This is a genomic window from Pelagibacterium sp., assembly GCF_048264985.1.
Lineage (GTDB): Bacteria > Pseudomonadota > Alphaproteobacteria > Rhizobiales > Devosiaceae > Pelagibacterium.
Map to the genome: position 1 here is coordinate 1,117,294 of NZ_JBLXCL010000001.1, position 20,433 is coordinate 1,137,726.

21 protein-coding genes are annotated in these 20,433 nt (G+C 57.0%); 8 read left to right on the forward strand and 13 right to left on the reverse strand.

The features are described from left to right. Position 1 precedes the first annotated feature (1 nt). From ACN0TA_RS05505 to ACN0TA_RS05520, 4 genes are all read right to left on the reverse strand, one after another. Positions 2-1,096, reverse strand: a complete 1,095-nt coding sequence (locus ACN0TA_RS05505) for an ABC transporter permease (protein ID WP_417580613.1) — start codon at positions 1,094-1,096, stop codon at positions 2-4. A gap of 2 nt (positions 1,097-1,098) precedes the next feature. Beyond that, positions 1,099-2,223 carry a microcin C ABC transporter permease YejB gene (locus tag ACN0TA_RS05510; protein ID WP_417580615.1) on the reverse strand — a complete coding sequence of 375 codons (1,125 nt, stop codon included), beginning with the start codon at positions 2,221-2,223 and terminating at the stop codon, positions 1,099-1,101. Between the two features lie 96 nt (positions 2,224-2,319). Beyond that, positions 2,320-2,961 carry a response regulator transcription factor gene (locus ACN0TA_RS05515; protein ID WP_417580617.1) on the reverse strand — a complete coding sequence of 214 codons (642 nt, stop codon included), beginning with the start codon at positions 2,959-2,961 and terminating at the stop codon, positions 2,320-2,322. After that, positions 2,958-4,334, reverse strand: coding sequence for a cache domain-containing protein (locus tag ACN0TA_RS05520; RefSeq protein WP_417582066.1), 1,377 nt, complete (start codon positions 4,332-4,334; stop codon positions 2,958-2,960). The genes ACN0TA_RS05515 and ACN0TA_RS05520 overlap by 4 nt, the downstream gene beginning before the upstream one ends. Before the next feature lie 269 nt (positions 4,335-4,603). Between ACN0TA_RS05520 and ACN0TA_RS05525 the strand changes: the two genes are divergently transcribed. Next, the gene (locus tag ACN0TA_RS05525) at positions 4,604-5,707 is read left to right on the forward strand and encodes a TRAP transporter substrate-binding protein (protein WP_417580619.1); all 1,104 of its coding nucleotides are present in this window, start codon (positions 4,604-4,606) and stop codon (positions 5,705-5,707) included. A gap of 157 nt (positions 5,708-5,864) precedes the next feature. Here the strand turns inward: ACN0TA_RS05525 and ACN0TA_RS05530 are convergent, their stop codons facing one another. The 3 genes from ACN0TA_RS05530 to ACN0TA_RS05540 all read right to left on the reverse strand — a co-directional run bounded on the left by ACN0TA_RS05530 (position 5,865) and on the right by ACN0TA_RS05540 (position 8,693). Next, positions 5,865-7,253 (reverse strand): TRAP transporter large permease, encoded by a 1,389-nt coding sequence (locus tag ACN0TA_RS05530; RefSeq protein WP_417580621.1) that lies wholly within the window; start codon positions 7,251-7,253, stop codon positions 5,865-5,867. Next, on the reverse strand, positions 7,246-7,815 hold the full coding sequence (locus tag ACN0TA_RS05535) for a TRAP transporter small permease subunit (protein ID WP_417580623.1): 570 nt from the start codon (positions 7,813-7,815) through the stop codon (positions 7,246-7,248). Before ACN0TA_RS05535 ends, ACN0TA_RS05530 begins: the two co-directional genes overlap by 8 nt. Before the next feature lie 155 nt (positions 7,816-7,970). Then, positions 7,971-8,693: a phosphatase PAP2 family protein gene (locus ACN0TA_RS05540; RefSeq protein WP_417580625.1), complete on the reverse strand. Its 723-nt coding sequence runs from the start codon at positions 8,691-8,693 to the stop codon at positions 7,971-7,973. A gap of 193 nt (positions 8,694-8,886) precedes the next feature. On the opposite strand from ACN0TA_RS05540, the gene ACN0TA_RS05545 reads away from it, so the two are divergent. From ACN0TA_RS05545 to ACN0TA_RS05575, 7 genes are all read left to right on the forward strand, one after another. Next, positions 8,887-10,752, forward strand: a complete 1,866-nt coding sequence (locus ACN0TA_RS05545) for a diguanylate cyclase (RefSeq protein WP_417580627.1) — start codon at positions 8,887-8,889, stop codon at positions 10,750-10,752. A gap of 119 nt (positions 10,753-10,871) precedes the next feature. Then, complete coding sequence (locus ACN0TA_RS05550) at positions 10,872-11,750, forward strand: MBL fold metallo-hydrolase (RefSeq protein ID WP_417580629.1); 879 nt, start codon at positions 10,872-10,874, stop codon at positions 11,748-11,750. Continuing rightward, positions 11,744-12,082, forward strand: coding sequence for an ArsR/SmtB family transcription factor (locus ACN0TA_RS05555; protein ID WP_417580631.1), 339 nt, complete (start codon positions 11,744-11,746; stop codon positions 12,080-12,082). Before ACN0TA_RS05550 ends, ACN0TA_RS05555 begins: the two co-directional genes overlap by 7 nt. A gap of 39 nt (positions 12,083-12,121) precedes the next feature. Continuing rightward, positions 12,122-12,550 (forward strand): YeeE/YedE family protein, encoded by a 429-nt coding sequence (locus ACN0TA_RS05560; protein ID WP_417580633.1) that lies wholly within the window; start codon positions 12,122-12,124, stop codon positions 12,548-12,550. After that, complete coding sequence (locus ACN0TA_RS05565) at positions 12,550-12,993, forward strand: DUF6691 family protein (RefSeq protein WP_417580635.1); 444 nt, start codon at positions 12,550-12,552, stop codon at positions 12,991-12,993. Before ACN0TA_RS05560 ends, ACN0TA_RS05565 begins: the two co-directional genes overlap by 1 nt. A 5-nt stretch (positions 12,994-12,998) precedes the next feature. Continuing rightward, positions 12,999-13,325 carry a TIGR01244 family sulfur transferase gene (locus tag ACN0TA_RS05570; protein ID WP_417580637.1) on the forward strand — a complete coding sequence of 109 codons (327 nt, stop codon included), beginning with the start codon at positions 12,999-13,001 and terminating at the stop codon, positions 13,323-13,325. A gap of 11 nt (positions 13,326-13,336) precedes the next feature. Further along, the gene (locus ACN0TA_RS05575) at positions 13,337-15,049 is read left to right on the forward strand and encodes a SulP family inorganic anion transporter (protein WP_417580639.1); all 1,713 of its coding nucleotides are present in this window, start codon (positions 13,337-13,339) and stop codon (positions 15,047-15,049) included. On the opposite strand, the gene cobM is transcribed toward ACN0TA_RS05575, so the two are convergent. The 6 genes from cobM to ACN0TA_RS05605 are packed head-to-tail and all read right to left on the reverse strand — an operon-like array spanning position 15,033 to position 20,372. Next, positions 15,033-15,791, reverse strand: coding sequence for a precorrin-4 C(11)-methyltransferase (gene cobM, locus ACN0TA_RS05580; RefSeq protein ID WP_417580641.1), 759 nt, complete (start codon positions 15,789-15,791; stop codon positions 15,033-15,035). The two genes, ACN0TA_RS05575 and cobM, sit on opposite strands and share 17 nt — an antisense overlap. Further along, entirely contained in the window at positions 15,788-16,999 is a 1,212-nt protein-coding gene (gene cbiE / locus ACN0TA_RS05585) for a precorrin-6y C5,15-methyltransferase (decarboxylating) subunit CbiE (protein ID WP_417580643.1), read from the reverse strand. Before cbiE ends, cobM begins: the two co-directional genes overlap by 4 nt. Next, on the reverse strand, positions 16,992-17,753 hold the full coding sequence (gene cobJ / locus ACN0TA_RS05590) for a precorrin-3B C(17)-methyltransferase (RefSeq protein WP_417580645.1): 762 nt from the start codon (positions 17,751-17,753) through the stop codon (positions 16,992-16,994). Before cobJ ends, cbiE begins: the two co-directional genes overlap by 8 nt. Beyond that, positions 17,750-18,484: a precorrin-2 C(20)-methyltransferase gene (locus tag ACN0TA_RS05595; protein ID WP_417580647.1), complete on the reverse strand. Its 735-nt coding sequence runs from the start codon at positions 18,482-18,484 to the stop codon at positions 17,750-17,752. Before ACN0TA_RS05595 ends, cobJ begins: the two co-directional genes overlap by 4 nt. Continuing rightward, positions 18,481-19,113, reverse strand: a complete 633-nt coding sequence (locus ACN0TA_RS05600) for a precorrin-8X methylmutase (RefSeq protein WP_417580649.1) — start codon at positions 19,111-19,113, stop codon at positions 18,481-18,483. Before ACN0TA_RS05600 ends, ACN0TA_RS05595 begins: the two co-directional genes overlap by 4 nt. After that, on the reverse strand, positions 19,110-20,372 hold the full coding sequence (locus ACN0TA_RS05605; protein ID WP_417580651.1) for a hypothetical protein: 1,263 nt from the start codon (positions 20,370-20,372) through the stop codon (positions 19,110-19,112). The genes ACN0TA_RS05600 and ACN0TA_RS05605 overlap by 4 nt, the downstream gene beginning before the upstream one ends. Between the last annotated feature and the right edge of the window lie 61 nt (positions 20,373-20,433).

Consider the following 20,433-nt stretch of genomic DNA (forward strand, 5'->3'; position numbering starts at 1 on the left):
TTCATCCGAACGTCTTGCGAGGATCAAATGCGTCGCGCACAGCTTCGCCGGCAAAGACCAAAAGACTGAGCATGACCGAAATGACAGTGAAGCCGGTAAGCCCCAGCCAGGGCGCCTGAAGGTTGTTTTTGCCTTGGGCCAGCAGTTCTCCAAGCGAAGGAGAGCCGGGCGGCAATCCGAACCCTAGGAAATCGAGCGCGGTCAGCGTCGTGATCGATCCCCCAAGGATGAAGGGCACGAAGGTTACGGTTGCAACCATGGCGTTGGGCAAAAGGTGCCTGAACATGATGGTTCCGCTCCCCACTCCCAAGGCCCTGGCCGCATTCACATATTCGAAGTTTCTCCCCCGCAGGAACTCCGCGCGCACCACGCCAACGAGTGCGACCCATGAAAATAGCAAGAGGATCGCGAGCAGGATCCAAAAGCTCGGCGCTATCACGCTTGAAATGATGAGCAGCAGATAGAGGGAGGGGATCGAGGTCCATATCTCGATGAAGCGCTGAAACAAAAGGTCCGTCCAGCCGCCGAAATAGCCCTGAACCGCGCCAGCGACGATGCCGACCACCGATGACAGGATGGTTAGGGTCAACCCGAACAGCACCGAAATGCGGAATCCGTAAATGAGCCGCGCAAGGACATCTCGCCCTTGATCGTCAGTGCCCAGAATGTGCATGTTTCCCAATATACAGCCAGGATCGTCTACGCCGTCGCGATAGCGTGCGCAGTTTTCTTCCCGGCTCATCAACCAGCTTGGCGGCGTCGGTGCGGGCCGGGGCAGGGCGGTATCCACTGTTCGGTGCGAGTAGCGGAACACCGGCCAAAGCGCCCAGCCGTTGTCTTCAATTTCGCGTTGGATCACTGAGGATCGGTATTGGGTGACCGCAAGGAAGCCGCCGAATTTGCTCTCCGGATAATCGATAACCACAGGAGCCAGAATTTCGCCCTTGTAGGAAACGAGCAGCGGTCTATCGTTGCTTATGACTTCGGCAAACAAAGTCACGACAACCAGAACCACGAAAATCCAGAACGATATATGGCCCCGCCTATTGCGGCGGAAATTGGCGAGCCTGCGCTGGTTTATCGAAGAAACTGCCAAGCTCAGACCTCTCGCGACTCGAAATCGATGCGCGGATCGATCCACATATAGGTGAGGTCGGAGATCAGCCCGAGAACAAGCCCAACGAGCGAAAAGATGTACAGCGTGGCAAATATCACCGGATAGTCACGCGTCAAGACCGATTGAAAGCCGAGCAGACCCAGGCCATCGAGCGAAAAGATCGTTTCGATCAGAAGTGACCCACCGAAGAATGCGCCGACAAAAGCCCCCGGAAATCCGGCGATCACGATCAGCATGGCGTTGCGAAAAACGTGACCGTAAAGAACCCGGTTCTCGGTCAGGCCCTTGGCGCGAGCGGTAACGACGTACTGCTTGCGGATTTCATCGAGAAAAGAGTTTTTCACCAGCAATGTCGAGGTTGCAAAGGCGCCCACAGCCATTGCTGTGATCGGCAAGGCAAGATGCCAGGCATAGTCGAGAATCTGCCGATACCACGGCATTGAATCAAAGCCAGACGATGTCAGTCCGCGTAAGGGAAAGAACGACCAGAAGCTGCCTCCCGCGAACAGGATAATCAGTAGTATGGCGAATAGGAAACCCGGTATGGCGTAGCCAATGATCACCACTCCCGATGTCCAGACGTCAAACCGCGAACCATCGCGTACCGCTTTAGCGATGCCAAGCGGAATGGAGACCCCATATGAAATGAGCATCATCCAGAACCCTAGGGAAATCGACACCGGCATCTTCTCAAGCACGAGATCGATGACCGATATGTCCCGGTAGTAAGACTCTCCAAAATCAAACCGCAGGTAATCCCACAGCATCGAAAAAAACCGTTCGACCGGTGGTTTATCGAAACCGTACTGGGCTTCCAGTTGCGCGATGAATGCTGGCGGCAATCCGCGGGCACCGCGATATGCACCTTGCGGTTCGCTGCTGGAACTGCTGGCAGCGCTGTTGTCGATACCGCTTTGGCTTGAAAAATCGCCTTGTGCACTGCCTGTAATGCGCGAGAGCGCAGAAACTTCTGTTCCAGAATAACGCGCTATTGCCTGCTCCACTGGGCCGCCCGGTGCAAACTGGACGACAAGGAACGACACCACCATGATCCCGAACACCGTGGGAACCATCAATAGCAGGCGTCGCAGAATATAAGCGGCCATAGGCGATCCTGGTCAGCGAGTCACTGTGGCAACCATGTCGGTTTTGCCACAAATGGCCAAGCGCTTTGTGATCGCGACATGCTCACGATTTTGCGGTCATCCACCGACAAGCCCGTTCTCGATGGCATAGCGCGTAAGCCCGGCGGTGGTGGCGATGCCAAGCTTTTTCTTGATGTTCTTGCGGTGGGTTTCAACTGTCCGCGCCGAAATGTCGAGGGTCGCTGCCACGTCTTTGTTCGATTTTCCCGCAGCGATCAGCAGCAGGATTGCTTGTTCGCGAGTCGTCAGGGCCTTGCTTTTTTGTGCTTTCTCACCGCGCTCAAGCAATACGTCGGATACGCCGGTTGAAAAGAACGTGCCGCCCGCGGCAACAGTCTCAATGGCCTTGATGATCTCTTCGGTCGAGACATCCTTGAGAATGTAGCCCGACGCTCCGTACATCACCGATGTCGAAATATACTCGCGGCTGTCGTGCATCGAGAGCATTAACAGTTTGGTTGTTGGTGTCTCTTCCTTGAACAGCTCGATGGCGTCCAGACCGTTGAGCTCGGGCATGTTGATGTCCATGAGGACAACATCGGGTTCGGATCTGCGGGCAATATCGAGCGCGGCACGCGCGCTCGGTGCGGCACCGACAACATCGATATGATCGTAGGTTTCCAGTATGGCCTTGAGCCCGTCGAGCACCAGCGGATGGTTGTCGACCAGCAGAACCTTGATTGGATTTGGAACGCTCATGCGACCTCGGCTAGCTTTGACTGGCGGATGAAAACCGATTTTGGGAGCGTGGCGCGAAGCGTTGTGCCGTTGGGGGAGGGCTCAACCATCATTGTGCCGCCGAAATGCGCCATTCTTTCGGACATGTTGCGAAGGCCGAGACCGCGCTGAACGCCCACCTCGCGGGAAAAACCTTTTCCATTGTCGGTAATGACCATTTGTACCCTTCCATGCGGGCTTGACAGTGCAATGGTCACTTCGCTGGCACTGGCGTGCCGATCGATGTTGTTAAGAGCCTCCTGAGCGACGCGGTACAGCGCGGTCCGAGCTTCAGGCAACAGCATGTTCTTGAAGGCCACGGCCTCAAGCGCAACCTTGATCCCCGTCCGCTCTTCAAAATTGTGCGTCAGCGCTTCAAGAGCTGCCGAAAGACCAAGATCGTCCAGAGCCCCGGGACGCAGATCATGGCTGAGCCTTCGCACTTCCTTGATGGCGCCATTGAGCGCGTCTGCGCCTTTCCCGATGGCTTCCGATGCGCCATCGGATCCGTGCTCGACCTTTCGTCGCGCCAGATCGATGGCATAGCGCACGCCAATCAGGATCTGGGATATGCCATCGTGAAGCTCGCGCGCAATACGTGTTCGTTCTTCTTCCTGAGTGTCGATAATCCGCTGGGTCAACTCTTTGAGCTTGCTGTCGGCCAGTCGACGTTCATGGAGATTGAGCACCATCCAGCTCCCGAAAACCAGCAACACTGCCGGTACAGCGATCAAAACGATCGTGAAGAATGTCGAGTTGATCGTATTGCGGAGGTCTTCATGGGCGGCAGCAGTTTGCGCAAAGACGTCATCGAGATAGACCCCGGTTCCCAACATCCACTCCCATTTGTCCAGCCCGACTGCGAATGAGACCTTCTCGGCCATCGTTCCCGCAGAAGGCTTTTCCCAGAGGTAGGAGTGAAGGCCGCCGCCTTCTTTCGCCTTTTCGACAAGATTGTAGATCACGCGATCGCCATTTGGATCGGTCAGGGCCAGCCAGTTCTGGCCCGGCCTGTATGTTTGTCGTGGATGGACGATGTTGACGCCATCGTAATCGTACACGAAAAAGTAGCCGTCCTCGCCATAGTCGAGGGCATTTAGAATTGCTTTTACTTCCTCTTTGGCCGCGTCGTCATCGGTCGATGCCTCGCTGTAAATGCCATCGATGGCCGACAGTGCCATATTTGTCAGGTTGAGCAACTCATCCTGCTTGGCCTGGACCATGTTGCGCTCGAAAGTGTCGATACTTGCCCGCGCCAGGCTGGCCGATTGCCATGTGACCAGCCAGGTGATGGCGACGATCGCAAGGATCAGTGGAACGATGGCGAGCGCCAGAATCTGATGCCGGAACTGCATGACGTAAAGTTCTCCTCCAACCGGAGTGTCGGCCGGTCGCGGGCGATTGTAGCCGATAGTACCGCCGTCCATTATCACTTACTGCGTAATACTGGGTAGCCTTTGCGAATAAAGCAGGTAACCTGAGGAACCGAGACCTCGACGGAAGCAGGCAAATGCAGTCTTTTTTGCCCTGCGCTTCGAAGATGCGCTCGAAAACGGTGGCGGCTCTCGTAGCGCGGCCTAAACCCGTTTCTAGCCGGTGCAAAAGCACCATTTGGGAGGATTTTATGAAAAGACGTGACTTCTTCAAGAAGGCAGGTGCCGCGACCGCAGGTGTCGCAGCGGCAGCCACCACTTTGGCCGCCCCGGCCATTGCGCAGGGCAACATCACCTGGCGTATGGTCACCACCTGGCCAAAGAATTTCCCCGGTCTCGGTGTCGGTGCGCAGCGCCTTGCCGACCGCATCACCGCTGCTTCAGGCGGTCGTCTTTCGGTGCAGGTCTTTGCTGCCGGTGAAATGGTCCCTGGCCTTCAGGCGCTGGACGCGGTTATCGACGGATCTGCTGAAATGAGCCACGGTGCTGCCTATTACTGGCAGAACAAGAGCCAGGGCCTGTCGTTCTATACTGGCGTTCCCTACGGCATGACCAACCGCGAACTTGCGGCTTGGGTGCGCCACATGGGCGGCCAGGAAATTTGGGACGATATTTACGACCAGTTCGGCGTTCAGGGTTTCCTCTCGGGCGATACCGGCACGCAGGCTGGCGGCTGGTTCCGCAATGAGTTGACCGGCGTTGCTGACGTTCAGGGCCTTCGCTTCCGTACGCCAGGCCTTGGTGGTCAAGTTTGGGAGAAGCTTGGCGCATCGGTGACCAATCTCGCTGCTGGCGATATCTTTGCCGCCCTCCAGAACGGCACGCTCGACGCTGCTGAATTCGTTGGCCCGTACAACGATCTTGCTCTGGGCTTCTACCAGATCGCCAAGAACTACTACTTCCCCAGCTTCATCGAGCCGGGTCTGGCAACTGAGCTTGTGGTCGACAAAGCAAAGTACCAGGAACTGCCACAGGACCTTCAGGAGCTCGTCAAATTCGTCTGCCAGGCAGAATATGACGAAGTGGCGTCCGACTTCGCCGCTAACGACCCCCGGGCCCTTCAGACGCTTGTCAATGATCACGGTGTTACCGTTCGCCAGTTTCCTGATGAAATTTTGGAAGCCGGTGCGGTTGCCGCCAAGGAAGTTCTCACCAACATCCGCGACAATGGCGATGAACTGACCAAGCGCGTTGCAGAAAGCTATGTCGAGGCGTTCAAGATCGTGCGCCAGAAGACCGACGGCACGGATTCGCTGTTCTTGCGGGCCCGTGAGCAGTACTTCACGCTCGACTAAGCGAAGCGACGCTACAACAAAATTGGAAGGGCCCGGGATTCTCCTGGGCCTTTCTTTTTCGGCGCTATGTCGAGAACCCTATACGCAATCGCAATCAATATGACGAAAGCCCGCCAACAATTGGCGGGCTTTCTTGCTTGTCGGCGCTGTGACCGGCTTAGTTGCTCAGTGATGGCAGCCAGGTGATGAGCTGCGGGAACATGAACAACAGGGCTATCGCGACGATCTGGATGGCCACGAAGGGAATCGCCCCGCGGTAGATCATCCCCGTTGTCACCCGACTGGGCGCCACCCCTCGAAGGTAGAAAAGAGAGAAGCCGAATGGCGGGGTCATGAAGCTCGTCTGCAGATTGACGCCAACCATCACACCCAGCCAAATCGGATCGACTCCGAGTGCGAGCAGAATGGGAGCGGTGATCGGGATGATGATGAAGATGATCTCGAACGTATCGAGAATGAACCCGAGCACGAACATGATGAGCATGACCACGATCATGGCGCCGATTGCGCCGCCGGGCAGTCCGGTCAGGAACTCATGCACTAAATTGTCGCCGCCCATGACGCGGAACACGATCGAGAATACCGAAGCGCCGAACAGAATGACGAAGATCATCGAGGTGATGGTCGCCGTAGTCATTGCCGCGTCACGCAGAACCTTGAACGAGAGCCTCCAGCGCAACGCAGCCAGCACCGTAGCGCCGACAGCGCCGACCGAACCGGCTTCCGTCGGAGTTGCAATGCCTGTCAGGATTGAGCCCAGAACCAGCAGAATGAGCAATAGCGGCGGGATGAGCGCGACGACGACGTCCTTGACGATTCCCTTACGTTCTTCTTCCGTCATAGGTGTCGCAGGACAACTTTCCGGTTGCGTAATCGCCTTGTAAATCATGTAGCAAATGTACAGCCCGACCAGCATCAGTCCGGGGATGAACGCCCCCGCGAAAAGATCGCCTACGGTTACGGGTGTGGGGGCGAAATTGCCCTGTGCCATTTGCACCTGTGCGTTGATCGAGGAGAGCATGTCTCCCATGAAGATCAGCACTGTCGATGGCGGTATGATCTGTCCCAGGGTGCCCGACGCACAGATGACCCCGGAGGCAAGGCCTGGGTCATACTTTGCGCGCAACATTGCGGGCAGGGAGATCAAACCCATGGTCACAACGGTTGCGCCCACAACACCAGTCGAAGCGGCAAGAAGCGCGCCCACAATGATCACCGAGATGCCGAGACCGCCGCGCAGTCGTCCGAAAAGCTTGCCCATGGTGAGCAGCAATTGCTCGGCAATCTTGGACTTTTCGAGCATCACGCCCATGAAGATGAAAAGCGGGACCGCGACCAGAACCTCATTGGTCATGTAGCCGATGTACCGCCCCATGAGGTTGCCCATGTTGGAAAAGTCGAAAACGCCGAGAAAATAGCCAATTGTTCCGAAGATCAGGGATGTGCCGGCCAATGTGAAGGCAACCGGAAACCCCAGCAGCAAAGCGCCTATGACGCCGAAGAACAGCAGCCCAGAGAGGATTTCGCCGATAAGAATATTAGACAAGATGCGTCTCCTCTTCGCCTTCGACCTTGTAGCGATAGATCTCGGGGAGCAGATCTTCCTTATTGTTCAGGACCAGGATGGCGCGGGCAATCATTGCAAGGCCCTGAAGGCCAAGCAGGACAGCGAAAACCAGAATGAAGGTCTTGAGCACAAACAGCCCCGGCATGCCCCCGATGTTCTGGGACGCTTCATAAAAGCTCCATGCGCGCTGTACATAAGGCAGACCCCAAGTCCAGACGACAAACATGAATGGCATCAGGAAGATGACGACGCCGATGATGTCGGCAATCGCTTTTCGCTTGGTGGATGCGGGTCGATAAAAGATATCCACTCGCACATGGTCATCCCTGAACAGGGCGAATCCGGCAATTGCGGTAAACATCGCTCCGCTCAGCCAGATATAGAGATCCTGCATCCACAAGAAGGTCGTGTGGAAGATGTATCGCTGGACGACAACTGCGAAGCAGACGGCGACAACGCCAACCGCCAACCAAGAAAAAAAGTTGCCGATCAGCCGGTTCAGGCCGCCAATGGCCTGAACAGCTAAAGCGAGCGCGCGCATTCGCTCCTCCTCCCACGGATAATTGGTTTTTTATCGATAGTACCGCTAGTTTGCGCGCTGGCAAACCGCAAGCGATCACGGCTACAGTTTCCGCAAATCGGTCCATTTGCCCGTAAAACTGGGTAGCCGCCACAGCGAGCGGAAAGCGAATGTAGTCAGATCTTCCCACGTCCGCGCAGAATTGATGCCAGCGACGTCGCCGCGAGTGCCCACGCAGCACCAAGCGCCCAGCCTGCAATCACGTCGCTTGGGTAGTGAACCCCGAGCAACACGCGCGACATGCCGACGAGTGCGGTCAAGACGATGGCGACGCCGAAAAAGAAGACCTTTTCCCGCCTTAGGTCGGTGAGCCGGGCCAGTAGAGCGCCAAGTGTCAGGTATGTGACGGCCGAAATCATCGAGTGTCCGCTAGGGAAGCTTGCGGAGAGTTCGCCCGCTACGGCCGAGAATTCGGGGCGCGGGCGATCGAAGACTTCCTTGAGCAGATCCGAAAGCAGGGCGCCGCTGATAACGGCGCCAGCGACAAGAAGAGCAGCTCCCGCGCGGCGGGTAAGCAAAAGATAGATTACCACAATCGATACAACGAGGGTGAGGATGGAAAAACTGCCTAAAGCAGTGATGTCTCGAACAGACTCCTGAAACCAGAATGGTCCGATCATCTGGTTGGCATCGCCCGGTGCCCTGAACATTTCCAGGATGGCAATGTCATTCTCATGAGTCTCGCCTTCGCTGACTTCGTCGGCGATTTCAAGAAACGCAAAGACAAGCGCTGCTGCCAGTCCAATTGCGAGAAGGACCGCCTGTTCGGCGAATACGAAATCGCGTACCCGACTTAGCTGTTTGGACGAGAGATGCTGCTTGAGAAAGCCAGGAAACATGGGACCTCCGAGGGGCAACTGAATGGATCGCCGAAACGTGCGGCGCTTCCGAAATGGGTATCCAATTATGATGTCTCAGCCCAGAGAAAAGCAGCATTCCAGCTATTTTTCATAACGCTGTTTGCATGAAGGGCGGGGTAGGGCATAATCACAGCGGGGGTTTAGACAAAGGCCAAAGAGGTTAGTGCACAGCGTGTCCGATATCTGGCAAACCCTGATTGCCAACCTTGCAGTAGTGGCACTGTTTTCTTCCATCTGGTCTCTGGCATCTGATTGGCTGGACAAGCAACTCTGGATTGTGCGCAAGTCCGTCATTGGCATTCTTGTCGGCACTGCTGCTGTGTCAACAATGCTGCTCAGCGTCGAGATTGTGCCCGGCGTCGTCTATGATCTGAGAACATGTGTGGTGGCGGTAGGTGCGTTCTTCAGTGGTCCGCTCGTTGCTGTCATTGCCATAATCATGGCAGGGACATTCCGGTTCATTGAAGGCGGTTCGGGCGTCGCAATCGGCCTTGCGCACCTGGCTGCAGCTGGCCTTGTGGGGCTGGGAGTTCGGTCCGCTGCGCGGTCCCCACTGCCGCACCCATTGTGGATTGTCGTGCTTGGGGCAGCGATGGCAGTGCTGCTGCTCACCATCGTTTTTATCCTCACCCGCATCGCAAATATCGAGGAAACGGGAAACCTTGTGGTGCCCGGTACGGTTTTGAGCCTGCTGGCGACGCTAATGATGGGTTTTACCATGTTAGCTACGCGGCAGGCAGGACGCGATCGTGCCATCCTGCGGGCGGCTCTCGCTCAGGCGCCCGAGTTTCTTTACGTCAAAGACATTGATGGGCGTTTTTTGACGGTCAATGAAGCGGTAGCGCGTCACCACGGATACACTGAACCTTCCGAGATGATCGGGCTCACCGATTTCGAACTGACGGATGCCGATCGCGCTCGGGCTCTTTACGACCAAGAACGCGGAATCATGGAGAGCAGGACGCCTATTCTAGATCTTGAAGAAGACCTTGTTGATAGCCAGGGTCGGCGGCGCTCATATCGCACATCCAAGGTTCCGCTCACTGGAAAAGACGGTCGTATAGTTGGCCTGGCAGGGATGACTGTCGACACCACAACGGTCAAGCAGCTTGAACGACAGGTCATCGAGAGCCGCGATCGCCTCTCGCTTGCCATGTCGGAGATGAGCGACGGTCTCGCGTTGTTCGATCGCGATGGATACCTGGTCTTTTGCAATGACCAGTACAGAGATGCATTTCCCCGCTCGGCTCATGTGCGCGTACCCGGTGCACACATCAGTGATATTCTTCTTGAATGCGCGCGGACCGGCGAACAATTGGGTATCCCGGAAAACGACCCTGAGGGTTGGGCCGAACGGGTCGGCAGCTTGCTACGGGTTCCCAATGTGGTCACCGTCGAATTGTTCAACGGAAGCTATCTGCAACTACGCAACCAGACAGCCCGAAACGATGCTGCTGTTGTCATCGTTACCGACGTAACCGACCTCAAGCTTGCCGAACGCGCCTTGATCGAAGCCAATGCCGATCTTTCGCGCCAAGCCTCCACCGATGCTCTTACGGGCCTTGCCAATCGCCGCGTGTTTGACGAGACGCTACAGCGCGATATGGCCAGATGTGGGCGCGCAGGGACACCGTTATGCCTGGTGCTGCTCGATGTAGATCATTTCAAGCACTACAATGACTTCCACGGACATCAAGCTGGTGACGTCTGCTTGATCATGATTGCAAACGTACTCAAGTCCAGCCTTTTGCGCCCGGCCGATTTGCCAGCGCGTTACGGTGGCGAAGAGTTTGCAGTGATCCTGCCCGATACGGGGCTGCAGGGCGCCAAGGCTGTAGCCGAGCGTATTAGAATGTCGATAGCGGAAACCAGCAAGTGTGAGCTTGGAACCGAGGTTACAGTCAGTCTCGGGATTGCAGAGTATGATTTGGGCAAGTCGCCGAGTACCCCCGAAAGTCTCATTCGAAGGGCCGATGGAGCGCTCTATTCGGCCAAGGCTGCGGGGCGCAATCGCGTCATGGCCGCGACAGCCGAATAGGTATCATGATGCGTGCGGATGATTGTGTTAGAATATTGCGATTTTATTATTGCAATTAAATGCAATCATTGCTATCTAGGCGATCAGATCAATATCGTATTGCCTAGAAAGACGCTCATATGTCCGCAAATCCAGAAGTCACCGGTTTTTACGAACCTCGGACCTCATCCATTCAGTACGTGGTGGTCGACCCGGAGACAAAAAAGTGCGCCATTATCGACCCGGTTCTCGACTACGATGAAAAGTCGGGCCGTACTGGAACCATGCAGGCCGACACATTGCTCGCGTTCATAAAGGACGAGGGCTATGAACTGGAGTGGATCCTCGATACCCATCCTCATGCCGATCACTTTTCGGCAGCGCAATATCTTAAGGGCAAGACAGGTGCGCCGACGGCGATCGGCGAAAAGGTCGTTGAGGTTCAGAAGCTCTGGAAGGGAATCTACAATTGGCCTGAGTTCAGAGCCGACGGTAGCCAATGGGATAGATTGTTTGCTGATGGCGAAGTCTTCAAAGTCGGCAACATTCCAGCTCGCGTCATTTTCTCGCCCGGACACACGCTCGCATCGATCACCTATCTGATCGGAGACGCTGCTTTCGTCCACGATACGCTGTTCATGCCCGATAGCGGTACGGCCCGCGCCGATTTTCCGGGTGGAAGCTCGGAAGTTCTCTGGAACTCTATTCAGACAATACTGGCGCTGCCCGATCAGACACGCGTCTTTACGGGCCATGACTACCAGCCAGGCGGTCGCGAACCGCAGTGGGAGTCGACTGTCGCCGAACAGAAGGCGACCAATATCCATATGGCGAAATACACGACTAAGGACGCGTTCCAGGCGGTGCGTGATGCTCGCGATAAAACGTTGCCTATGCCCAAGCTGATCCTACATGCCTTGCAGATCAACACAAATGGTGGCCGGCTGCCCGAGCCTGAGTCGAATGGCACGCGCTATCTCAAGATTCCGCTTGATGCGCTGGAAGGGGCACCATGGTAACGGAGAGCCAATCCCAGGACCTGCCCGCCCAGACCCGCGTCATCAAAGGCAAGGTCGATGAGGCGACAGGTTTTCTTAAAAAGCTTGCAAATCGGGACAGGCTGCTTGTCGTCTGCGCGCTTGTGGAAGGCGAGCGCAGCGTGCGTGAGCTCGAAGACCTTCTCGACATACGACAGCCCGGCTTGTCGCAACAACTCGCCGAGTTGCGCAGTGCCGGGATGATCGAAGGTCGCAAGGAAGGAAAGGCTGTTTTCTACAGTCTTTCCGATCCGAAGGTGAGGGCCATGGTGTCCACAATGTATGACCTGTTTTGCGGCCCTGATGCCCAGTGACCCTCCTTCCATCTGCTTCCAAGACATCAAGGTAAATCAATGACTGAATTTACACCTTTGCTCTCCCTTTTCGGCGGGGGCTTGATTGGGCTGGCTGCTGTCCTCCTCATGGCGCTCCATGGACGGATTGCTGGAATGACGGGCATTCTGACCGCAGTGATCCCTCCAGTACAGTCAGACTGGGCATGGCGCGCGGCATTTCTGGCTGGCGCAATCATTGCACCGATGCTGATTGCTGCCATGTTTGGCGATGTCATCAGTTTTGAAAGCCCGGTGCCGATGCCATGGCTGGTCGCTGGTGGGATTGTGGTGGGCGTTGGAGTCTATTTCGGCTCGGGCTGCACATCCGGCCACGGCGTTTGCGGCATTGCCCGTCTCTCGCCGCGTTCAATTGTGGCTACGCTCGTCTTCATGGCATCCACTGCCGCTACAGTGTTCGTTGTGCGCCATCTTCTGGGAGGTTTCTAATGCAAAAAGTCATTTTTGCCGGACTGATCGGTTTGATTTTTGGCGCAGGCATATCCGTCTCGGGTATGGCCAATCCTGCAAAAGTCCTCAACTTCTTTGACTTCGCGGGCACTTGGGATCCATCCTTGGCTCTGGTCATGGGCGGTGCGCTGGCCGTGACCGCGATCGGCTATCTTTTCGTGCTCAAACGTCCGGCTCCGATTTTCGACGCCAAATTTCATTTGCCGGCATCCAGAGCCGTCGACATTCCGATCGTTGCAGGTTCTGCAATCTTTGGCATCGGGTGGGGGATTACCGGCTTTTGTCCAGGCGGCTCTATTCCGGCGCTCGGACTTGGCGAGCCCGATGCCTTCGTCTTCGTCTTAGCAATGATAGGCGGCATCGTGCTTGCTCGTGGCGTGCGCCAGTTCGCTTCGGCAAAAACTCTCCAGACTTCAAGGTGAACCAGATGAATATCAACAAGATCGACGACCGTTTTTCTACCACGGGACAGATTGCAGTGGCCGATATCGCAAGTCTCAAAGCAATGGGCTTTGTTGGCATCGTTTGCGCGCGACCCGACAATGAAGAGGCGGGCCAGCCCACCTTTGCCCAGATCGAAACCGCTGCGCGCGGGCACGGTCTGTCGGCATTTCATGTGCCAGTGTCCGGTCAGTTGACCGAAGGGCAAATCATTCGATTTCATGAAGCGATGGCCGATGTCGATGGTCCAGTACTTGGCTATTGTCGCTCTGGTGGCCGCGCAGGCAGCCTCTACGCCACCTTAGCCCGGTAGGTCAGAACGCCATGTTGGAAAAATATGTCCCCATTCTCAATTGGGGCAGGCACTATTCGCGGGACAAGTTCGGTCGGGATTTTCTCGCTGCGGTGATCGTCACGATCATGCTGATCCCGCAATCGCTGGCTTACGCGCTTCTTGCTGGATTGCCGCCGGAGGTGGGACTTTACGCATCAATCCTGCCGCTCGTGGTCTATGGGATTTTCGGCTCGTCAACTTCGTTGGCCGTCGGTCCGGTCGCGGTCGTCTCGCTGATGACAGCGGCGGCGGTTGGTCGGGTCGCGCAGGAAGGTACTGCCGACTATGCAAGCGCGGCCATCATATTGGCGTTGCTCTCAGGTGGTATTCTCGCCCTTATGGGGCTGTTCAGGCTCGGCTTTATAGCCAATTTTCTGTCTCACCCAGTTATCTCGGGTTTCATCACAGCGTCGGGTCTGATCATTGCGACGAGCCAGCTTGGCGGTTTGTTCGGCATTTCAAGCCATGGCCATGCCATGCCGGAATTGCTGGCGTCTCTTACCCAAGGACTGGGTCAGATCAATCCCTATACATTGGCGGTTGGCGCGTCGTCCCTTGCGGCCCTGATCTGGGTCAGGCTTGGTATGAAGCAGACACTTGTTCAACTGGGCATGCCGGCCGCTACGGCAACTCTTGCAGTTCGCGCTGCGCCTGTTGTTGTAGTGCTGCTGGCCATCGGTGCTTCTTACATTTTCGACCTTGGTGGCCTCGGGGTGGCGCTGGTCGGCGATGTGCCGCAGGGCATCCCGCTGCTATCAGTGCCCAGTCTGGACTTCGATATCATAGGCGCCTTGATCGTGCCGGCGCTCATTATTTCAATCGTCGGTTTCGTCGAGTCGATATCGGTGGCTCAGACCCTGGCCGCCAAGAAAAGAGAGCGGATCGATCCGGATCGCGAACTCATGGGACTTGGCGCTGCCAATATCGCGTCCGCAATTGGCTCTGGCTTTCCAGTTACGGGCGGCTTTGCGCGTTCTGTCGTCAACCATGATGCCGGCGCTGCTACACCGGCAGCGGGCATGTTCACTGCGGTCGGCATTGCTGTGGCGACACTGTTGTTGACGCCGTTCCTCGCGCTCCTGCCAAAAGCCACATTGGCTGCCACAATCGTGGTTGCGGTCCTGGCGCTCGTCGACTTCTCGATCCTCAGGAAGTCCTGGAATTATTCAAGAGCCGACTTTGTCGCCGTCATGTCGACCCTTGCCGGTACTCTGGTCTTTGGTGTGGAAGTCGGAATCTCGCTCGGCGTCGCTGCGTCCATACTCGTGTTCTTTTATCGCAGTTCCCGTCCTCACATGGCCATTGTCGGTCGTGTGCCAGGTACCGAGCACTTCCGCAATATCAAACGCCACGAGGTCCGTACCGACCCTCACATATTGGCTCTTCGCGTAGATGAAAGTCTCTATTTTGCCAATGCGCGCTATCTGGAAGAACGCATCGCCAATGAGATTTCCGGACGGCAGGATATAACGCAGGTCATTTTGATGTGTCCCGCGATCAACGCAATCGACATGTCGGCGCTCGAAAGTCTTGAAGCGATCAACATTCGCCTGCGGGAACAAGGGATTGGGCTTAATCTCTCAGAGGTGAAAGGACCGGTGATGGATCGGCTCAAACGCACCGACTTTCTTGATCATCTCACTGGTCGAGTGTTTCTCAGCCATCACGATGCCGTGGCGGCACTGACTAGTCACGGCCCCTGAAGCGACGCTGATAGTTGGGATCGTAAAGCGCGCTATCCGAAAATCCTTCAGCGGCAAGGGTTCGTCCTACGAAGATGATCGCAGTGCGCTCGATAGGGTCGACTGCGACTTTGCTGGCAATGTCACCCAGGGTTCCGCGTATGATTTTCTCTTGTTCCCAGCTTGCCCAGGCAACGATTGCGACGGGGCAGTCCGCGCCATAGAACGGCGTTAACTCGGCTGCGACCGTATCGAGGGTGTGAATGGCCAGATGGATTGCCAACGTCGCCCCGCTGGACGCAAAATTGCCAAGTGTTTCGTTTTCAGGCATCGCTGAAGCCCGCCCCGATACGCGTGTCAGCACAAGGCTCTGGGCGAGCGCAGGTTTGGTCAACTCTTGCCCCATCGCTGCCGCCGCGGCAGCGAAAGCCGGCACGCCGGGCGTCAGTGTGTAAGGGATCGCTCTGGCATCAAGACGTCTGATTTGCTCGGCCACTGCGCTCCACATGGACAAGTCGCCAGAATGAAGTCGAGCGATATCGAGTCCCTGGGCGTGCGCCGCAATATACTCGGCTTCTATTTCATCGAGCGACAGAGGGGCTGTGTCGACAAGACGCGCGCCTTTGGGGCACCAGTCCAACAGTTCCTTTGGTACGATAGAGCCTGCGTAAAGACAGACCGGACATTTGGCCAGCAAGTCGCGCCCGCGCACGGTTATCAGGTCGGCAGCGCCTGGGCCGGCGCCAATAAAATGGACGCTCATTTGACCCAAACCCATTGGGTGATTGGCATGGCTGGCCGCCAGCCGCTCATTGCACCCAAAGGTTCGGCCCACGCTATCTGAATACGGGTTAATGTGCCTCCCATCTGCTGGTGCAGCAGTGCGAGAAGTGCTTCCATCTCAAGCGTGACGGCGTTGGCCACGAGGCGTCCCCCGGGTTGCAAGGCAGCGATTGCAGCATCAACCACGCCCTCTTCAGTGCCTCCGCCGCCTATAAAGATCGCATTGGGTTGTTCAAGCTTTTCAAGGACTTTGGGCGCACGTCCGACTCTGATTGTTAAGCCGGGCACACCCATCAAAGCTGCGTTCTCGGCGATGCGCGCGCCTCGATTTGGGTCTGCTTCTATGGCAATCGCTGAAAGCGAGGGGTCCGACAGCATCCACTCGATGCCTACCGAACCCGACCCCGCACCGATATCCCACAACACTTCTCCGCGCCGTGGTGCCAGGGCGGACAAGGTGAGCGCTCGAATTTCGCGCTTCGTGATCTGCCCGTCATGGTCGAACAAATTATCGGGCAAGCCCGGCGCGAGCGGTAGTATACGGGCATTCTCGTCAGCAAGGACGTCGATCGCCAATACGTTGAGCGCACTGGAATCTTCGATGTTGAAGGATTGGGCGATGCTCGTGCGGACCTTCTCGCGCGGCCCTCCCAGCGCATCGAGAACCGTCATGGCGCTGCGACCAAAGCCAGCGCCAGTCAGAAGTGCGGCAATCTCGCCTGGCCCACTCTCATCGGATGTCAGCGCAAGAATTTTGCGACCTGGATGCAGGTGTGGCAACACAAGGGCGACAGGGCGCCCATGCAAGGATACAGTGGTGACGTCCTGCAATGGCCACCCCATCCGCGCAGCTGCCAGAGAGAATGATGAAGGGCTGGTAATCACCAGCATTTCAACGGCAGGTATTCGCCGTGCCAGTGTCGCGCCGATTCCGTAGTGAAAAGGATCACCACTCGCCAATACGCAGACGCGCTTGCGGCCGCGCAGTCGCGCGACCTCCTCGATTGAGGTCTCGATCGGACTTTGCCAGCGTCGTTGCTCGGCGAGGTTCATACCGCGCACAAGGCGCAGGTGCCGTTCCCCACCGAATACGACTTCAGCGTTGGCTATCAAGGATTTCGTGAGGTCCGTAAGGCCATCCAGCCCATCCTCACCGATGCCGACAACAGTAAGCCAGCGGTCAGTCATTATCGGGCACCCAGCGCGGTGTGTAGACAAGATCGGGTTTGTCGGGCCGCGCGATGGCACGCGTGAATCGATTGCCGACGATTATGCATGTCGACATATCGATAGTCTCGGCTTCCAGCTCAGAGAGCGATCGGTGCCCTATGGTGCCCCGGTTCGGGCCCACGCCTCGGCCAACCGATACCACGGTGTCTGGCGGCAGAATTTCACGCAGTATCTCCAGAGCCTTTCCCAACTGCCATGGGCGCGATTTCGATATCGGGTTGTAAAAGGCGATGGCAAATCCCGCTCCAGCCGCAGCGCGCAGGCGTTGTTCGATCACTTCCCATGGCTTGAGGTTATCCGAAAGGGACATCGCGCAAAAATCATTACCCAGCGGAGCGCCGATCCGCGCTGCTGTTGCGAGCATGGCCGTCACACCCGGAACGATGACAAGCTCGATGCCGCGCCAGTCGGGCTCGCCAGTGTCGATGGCCTCGCAAACGGCCGATGCCATCGCAAATACTCCAGGATCGCCTCCTGAGACCATTGCTACGGACTTGCCCTCTGCCGCAAGAACGAGCGCAGAGCGTGCCCTGTCCAATTCCTCACGATTGTCTGATGGCACGGCAATCTGAGCCGGTCCCAGGTTAAGCCTCTCGATGTAGGGTTTGTAGCCGAAAAAATGACTTGAGGCGGCGATGGCAGCCTGTGCTTCAAGCGTGATTTGCTCGGGGCTGCCTGGCCCTGTCCCGATAACGTACAACGTGCCGGTCATGGTCTGGCCCTCCAGCCGGGCACGAGAACCTGGCTGAAATAGGGGGCAGGGCTGTCGTCACGATGCTTGAGCGGAATGACCACGGCGTTATCCATCGTTCCGCGCTCGACATAGATCGCGGTTTCGAATTTTCCGGCAGCTTGAAGCGCTTCACGAATCTTTGGCAGATTGCGCCCCACTTTCATGATGACGGCACTGTCAGTCGCGCCAAGACGGACTTGTAGATCGGCAAGATCGAGCGTGCCTGGCAAGACGGTGAAAGTGTCGTCTCCCTGCATCAAGGGGACACCAGCCTGCGACCAGCAGCCCGAAAGCGATGTGACCCCAGCAACCACTTCGGTAGGATAGGCGGGCGCCAATCGCACATGGATGTGCATGTAAGAGCCATAAAAGAACGGATCGCCTTCCGAAAGCACGGCGACTGTCTTGCCCTGATCGAGATGGTGGGCGATGTGCAGCGCCGCATCGTCGAAAAACGAAGCAATCTGGCTCTTGTAGCTTTGGTCATGGCGATGGACCTCGGTTGTCACCGGGTATTCCAGCGGCAATTCGATTGCATCGTCCGGCCAGTGTGGCGCGACAATGGCGCGGGCATTTCCCGGTCTGCCGCGCTTGAGGAAATGCGCGACAACATCGGCATCGAGGATGGCGCGGACGGCCTTCAGCGTTAAAAGTTCTGGATCGCCCGGACCAGTGCCTACACCAATCAGCTTGCCTTTGATCGGGCTCATATGCCGGGCCTCGCAAGTGCATTGAGAGCAGCCGCAGTCATTGCGCTACCGCCTAGTCGACCCTCGACTATGGCGAAGGGTACACCATAGGAATTTTCCATAAGTGCTTGTTTTGACTCCGCTGCTCCCACGAACCCTACGGGCATGCCTATGATGGCCGCAGGCTTTGGCGCGCCATCGCGCAACAGTTCAAGTAGGTGGAACAGAGCCGTTGGAGCATTTCCTATAGCCACCACCGAGCCTTCCAGGCGCGGCAGCCAGATATGTATTGCTGCGGCAGATCGGGTGTTGCCGTGGTCTTGCGCCAGGAACGGGGTTTCGATGTTGTTGATCTCGCAGACAACTTCGTTTTCGGAAGGCAGGCGCGACCGGGTGACCCCGCGGGCTACCATCTCTGCGTCTGCAAAGATCGGCTTTCCACGCTCGAGCGCATCGCGAGCAGCTTGAACAAACCCTGAGCTGAAATGAAAGTGCTTTGCCGCCTCTACCATGCCACATGCATGAATCATCCGAACGGCAAGCTCAGCCTCATCCGACGCGAAGCGTGATAGGTCAGCTTCGGCGCGGATCGTAGCGAAGGACTGGCGGTAAATTTCCTGCCCTTCACGAATGTAGTCATATTGAATCATTGATGCCCCAGCCGGCCAAGCACCGAAAGCGTCGTCTCGTCCGGTTGACGAGTATCGCGGATTCGATTGGCCAAAGAAACGATGCCGGTTTCAATAGCGGCAGGATCAAGCGTTGCAAGCGGTTTGGCGTCGGGTGCGCGGTAAAGCGTCAGTTGACTGCCATCGAGCACGATTCCGGGACGGCCCGCATGAGGGCAGCCCTTTGCGCATGTGGAAACGTGAACGTGAAATGAGCCATCAATCAATTCGGGCGCGGCGGAATAAAACGCCTGCGCTAGTTCGGCAGCCTGAATGACGCCAGCGTCGGTGTCTTCAGCGCCAGAGCATATCGAGAGTTTTACCCCAGTTGCATCCGGCCTTGTCCAGTAGCCGACCCGGGACAGTGCCGGTGCAAGATCTCGCAGAACCGATGCATCAAAGCCCAGCAGTACGAGTGAGCGGTCGGGTGCAGTGCGGGCCTCTTCGACGCCCAGTTCTGACATGATTTGCGCCAGATCTCGCACTTGACGTGCCTTGACCTGGCCGAACGGCAAACCCACGCGTAGGGCCGGAGCTTGTCCCGAAAGGCTCAAGGGTCCGACCATATAGCTGGCCGGGCGCACGCTTGAGTGGGCGAGGGGGCGAAGATTCTCGATCTGCGCAGCGATCTGCGGAGCGGAAAGGTCGCTGGCCCGGGAGCGTGGGCCCTCGGACTGAAGCGCAGAAAGTATTATTCCAACGGCCGCAGGAACCTCGCTCTGGTCCAACTCTCCAATAGTGTCGCTGCCCAGTTCGAGTGCCCAGCCGTCGGGACGCGCGATGAGGCGTATATCGGCCTTGAGCCCATCCAGAAGAATCTGCCCACCGGTAACGAGCACAATTGAAAGCTTTGGTGATAAGATATCGCGTTCCAGCGCCTCGTTACATACGGCGCGTATTGCTCTCGCTAGGGGGCGCGGGTCAGTGATGGCTTTGGGGTCGTCGCCGGCCAATGGTGAAATCTCAATGGCCGGCGCCGGCTGAGCGAAGATGCCTGACTCCGCGAGCGCTTTACGAAACGCCTCCGCAGAAGATTGTTTAAGGCCGCGCACTTGAAGATTGCCGCGAGCAGTGATCTCGATCAAGCCGTTGCCGTTTGCCTCTGCCGCGTCTGCGAGCGCTGAGAGCTGATTTGATCTTAGTCCTGCCTGGGGGCGAAACCGGGCAAGCAATCCATCTGCAACGGCCATAGGGCTGTCGAGGGTAGGGCAGGCGCCACGGGGAGTTTGGGATGATGTCATCTGGGTCTCTTAGCAAGCACCGCGGCGCTGGCCTAGTGCGCGCGAACATATTGTGAGCGCC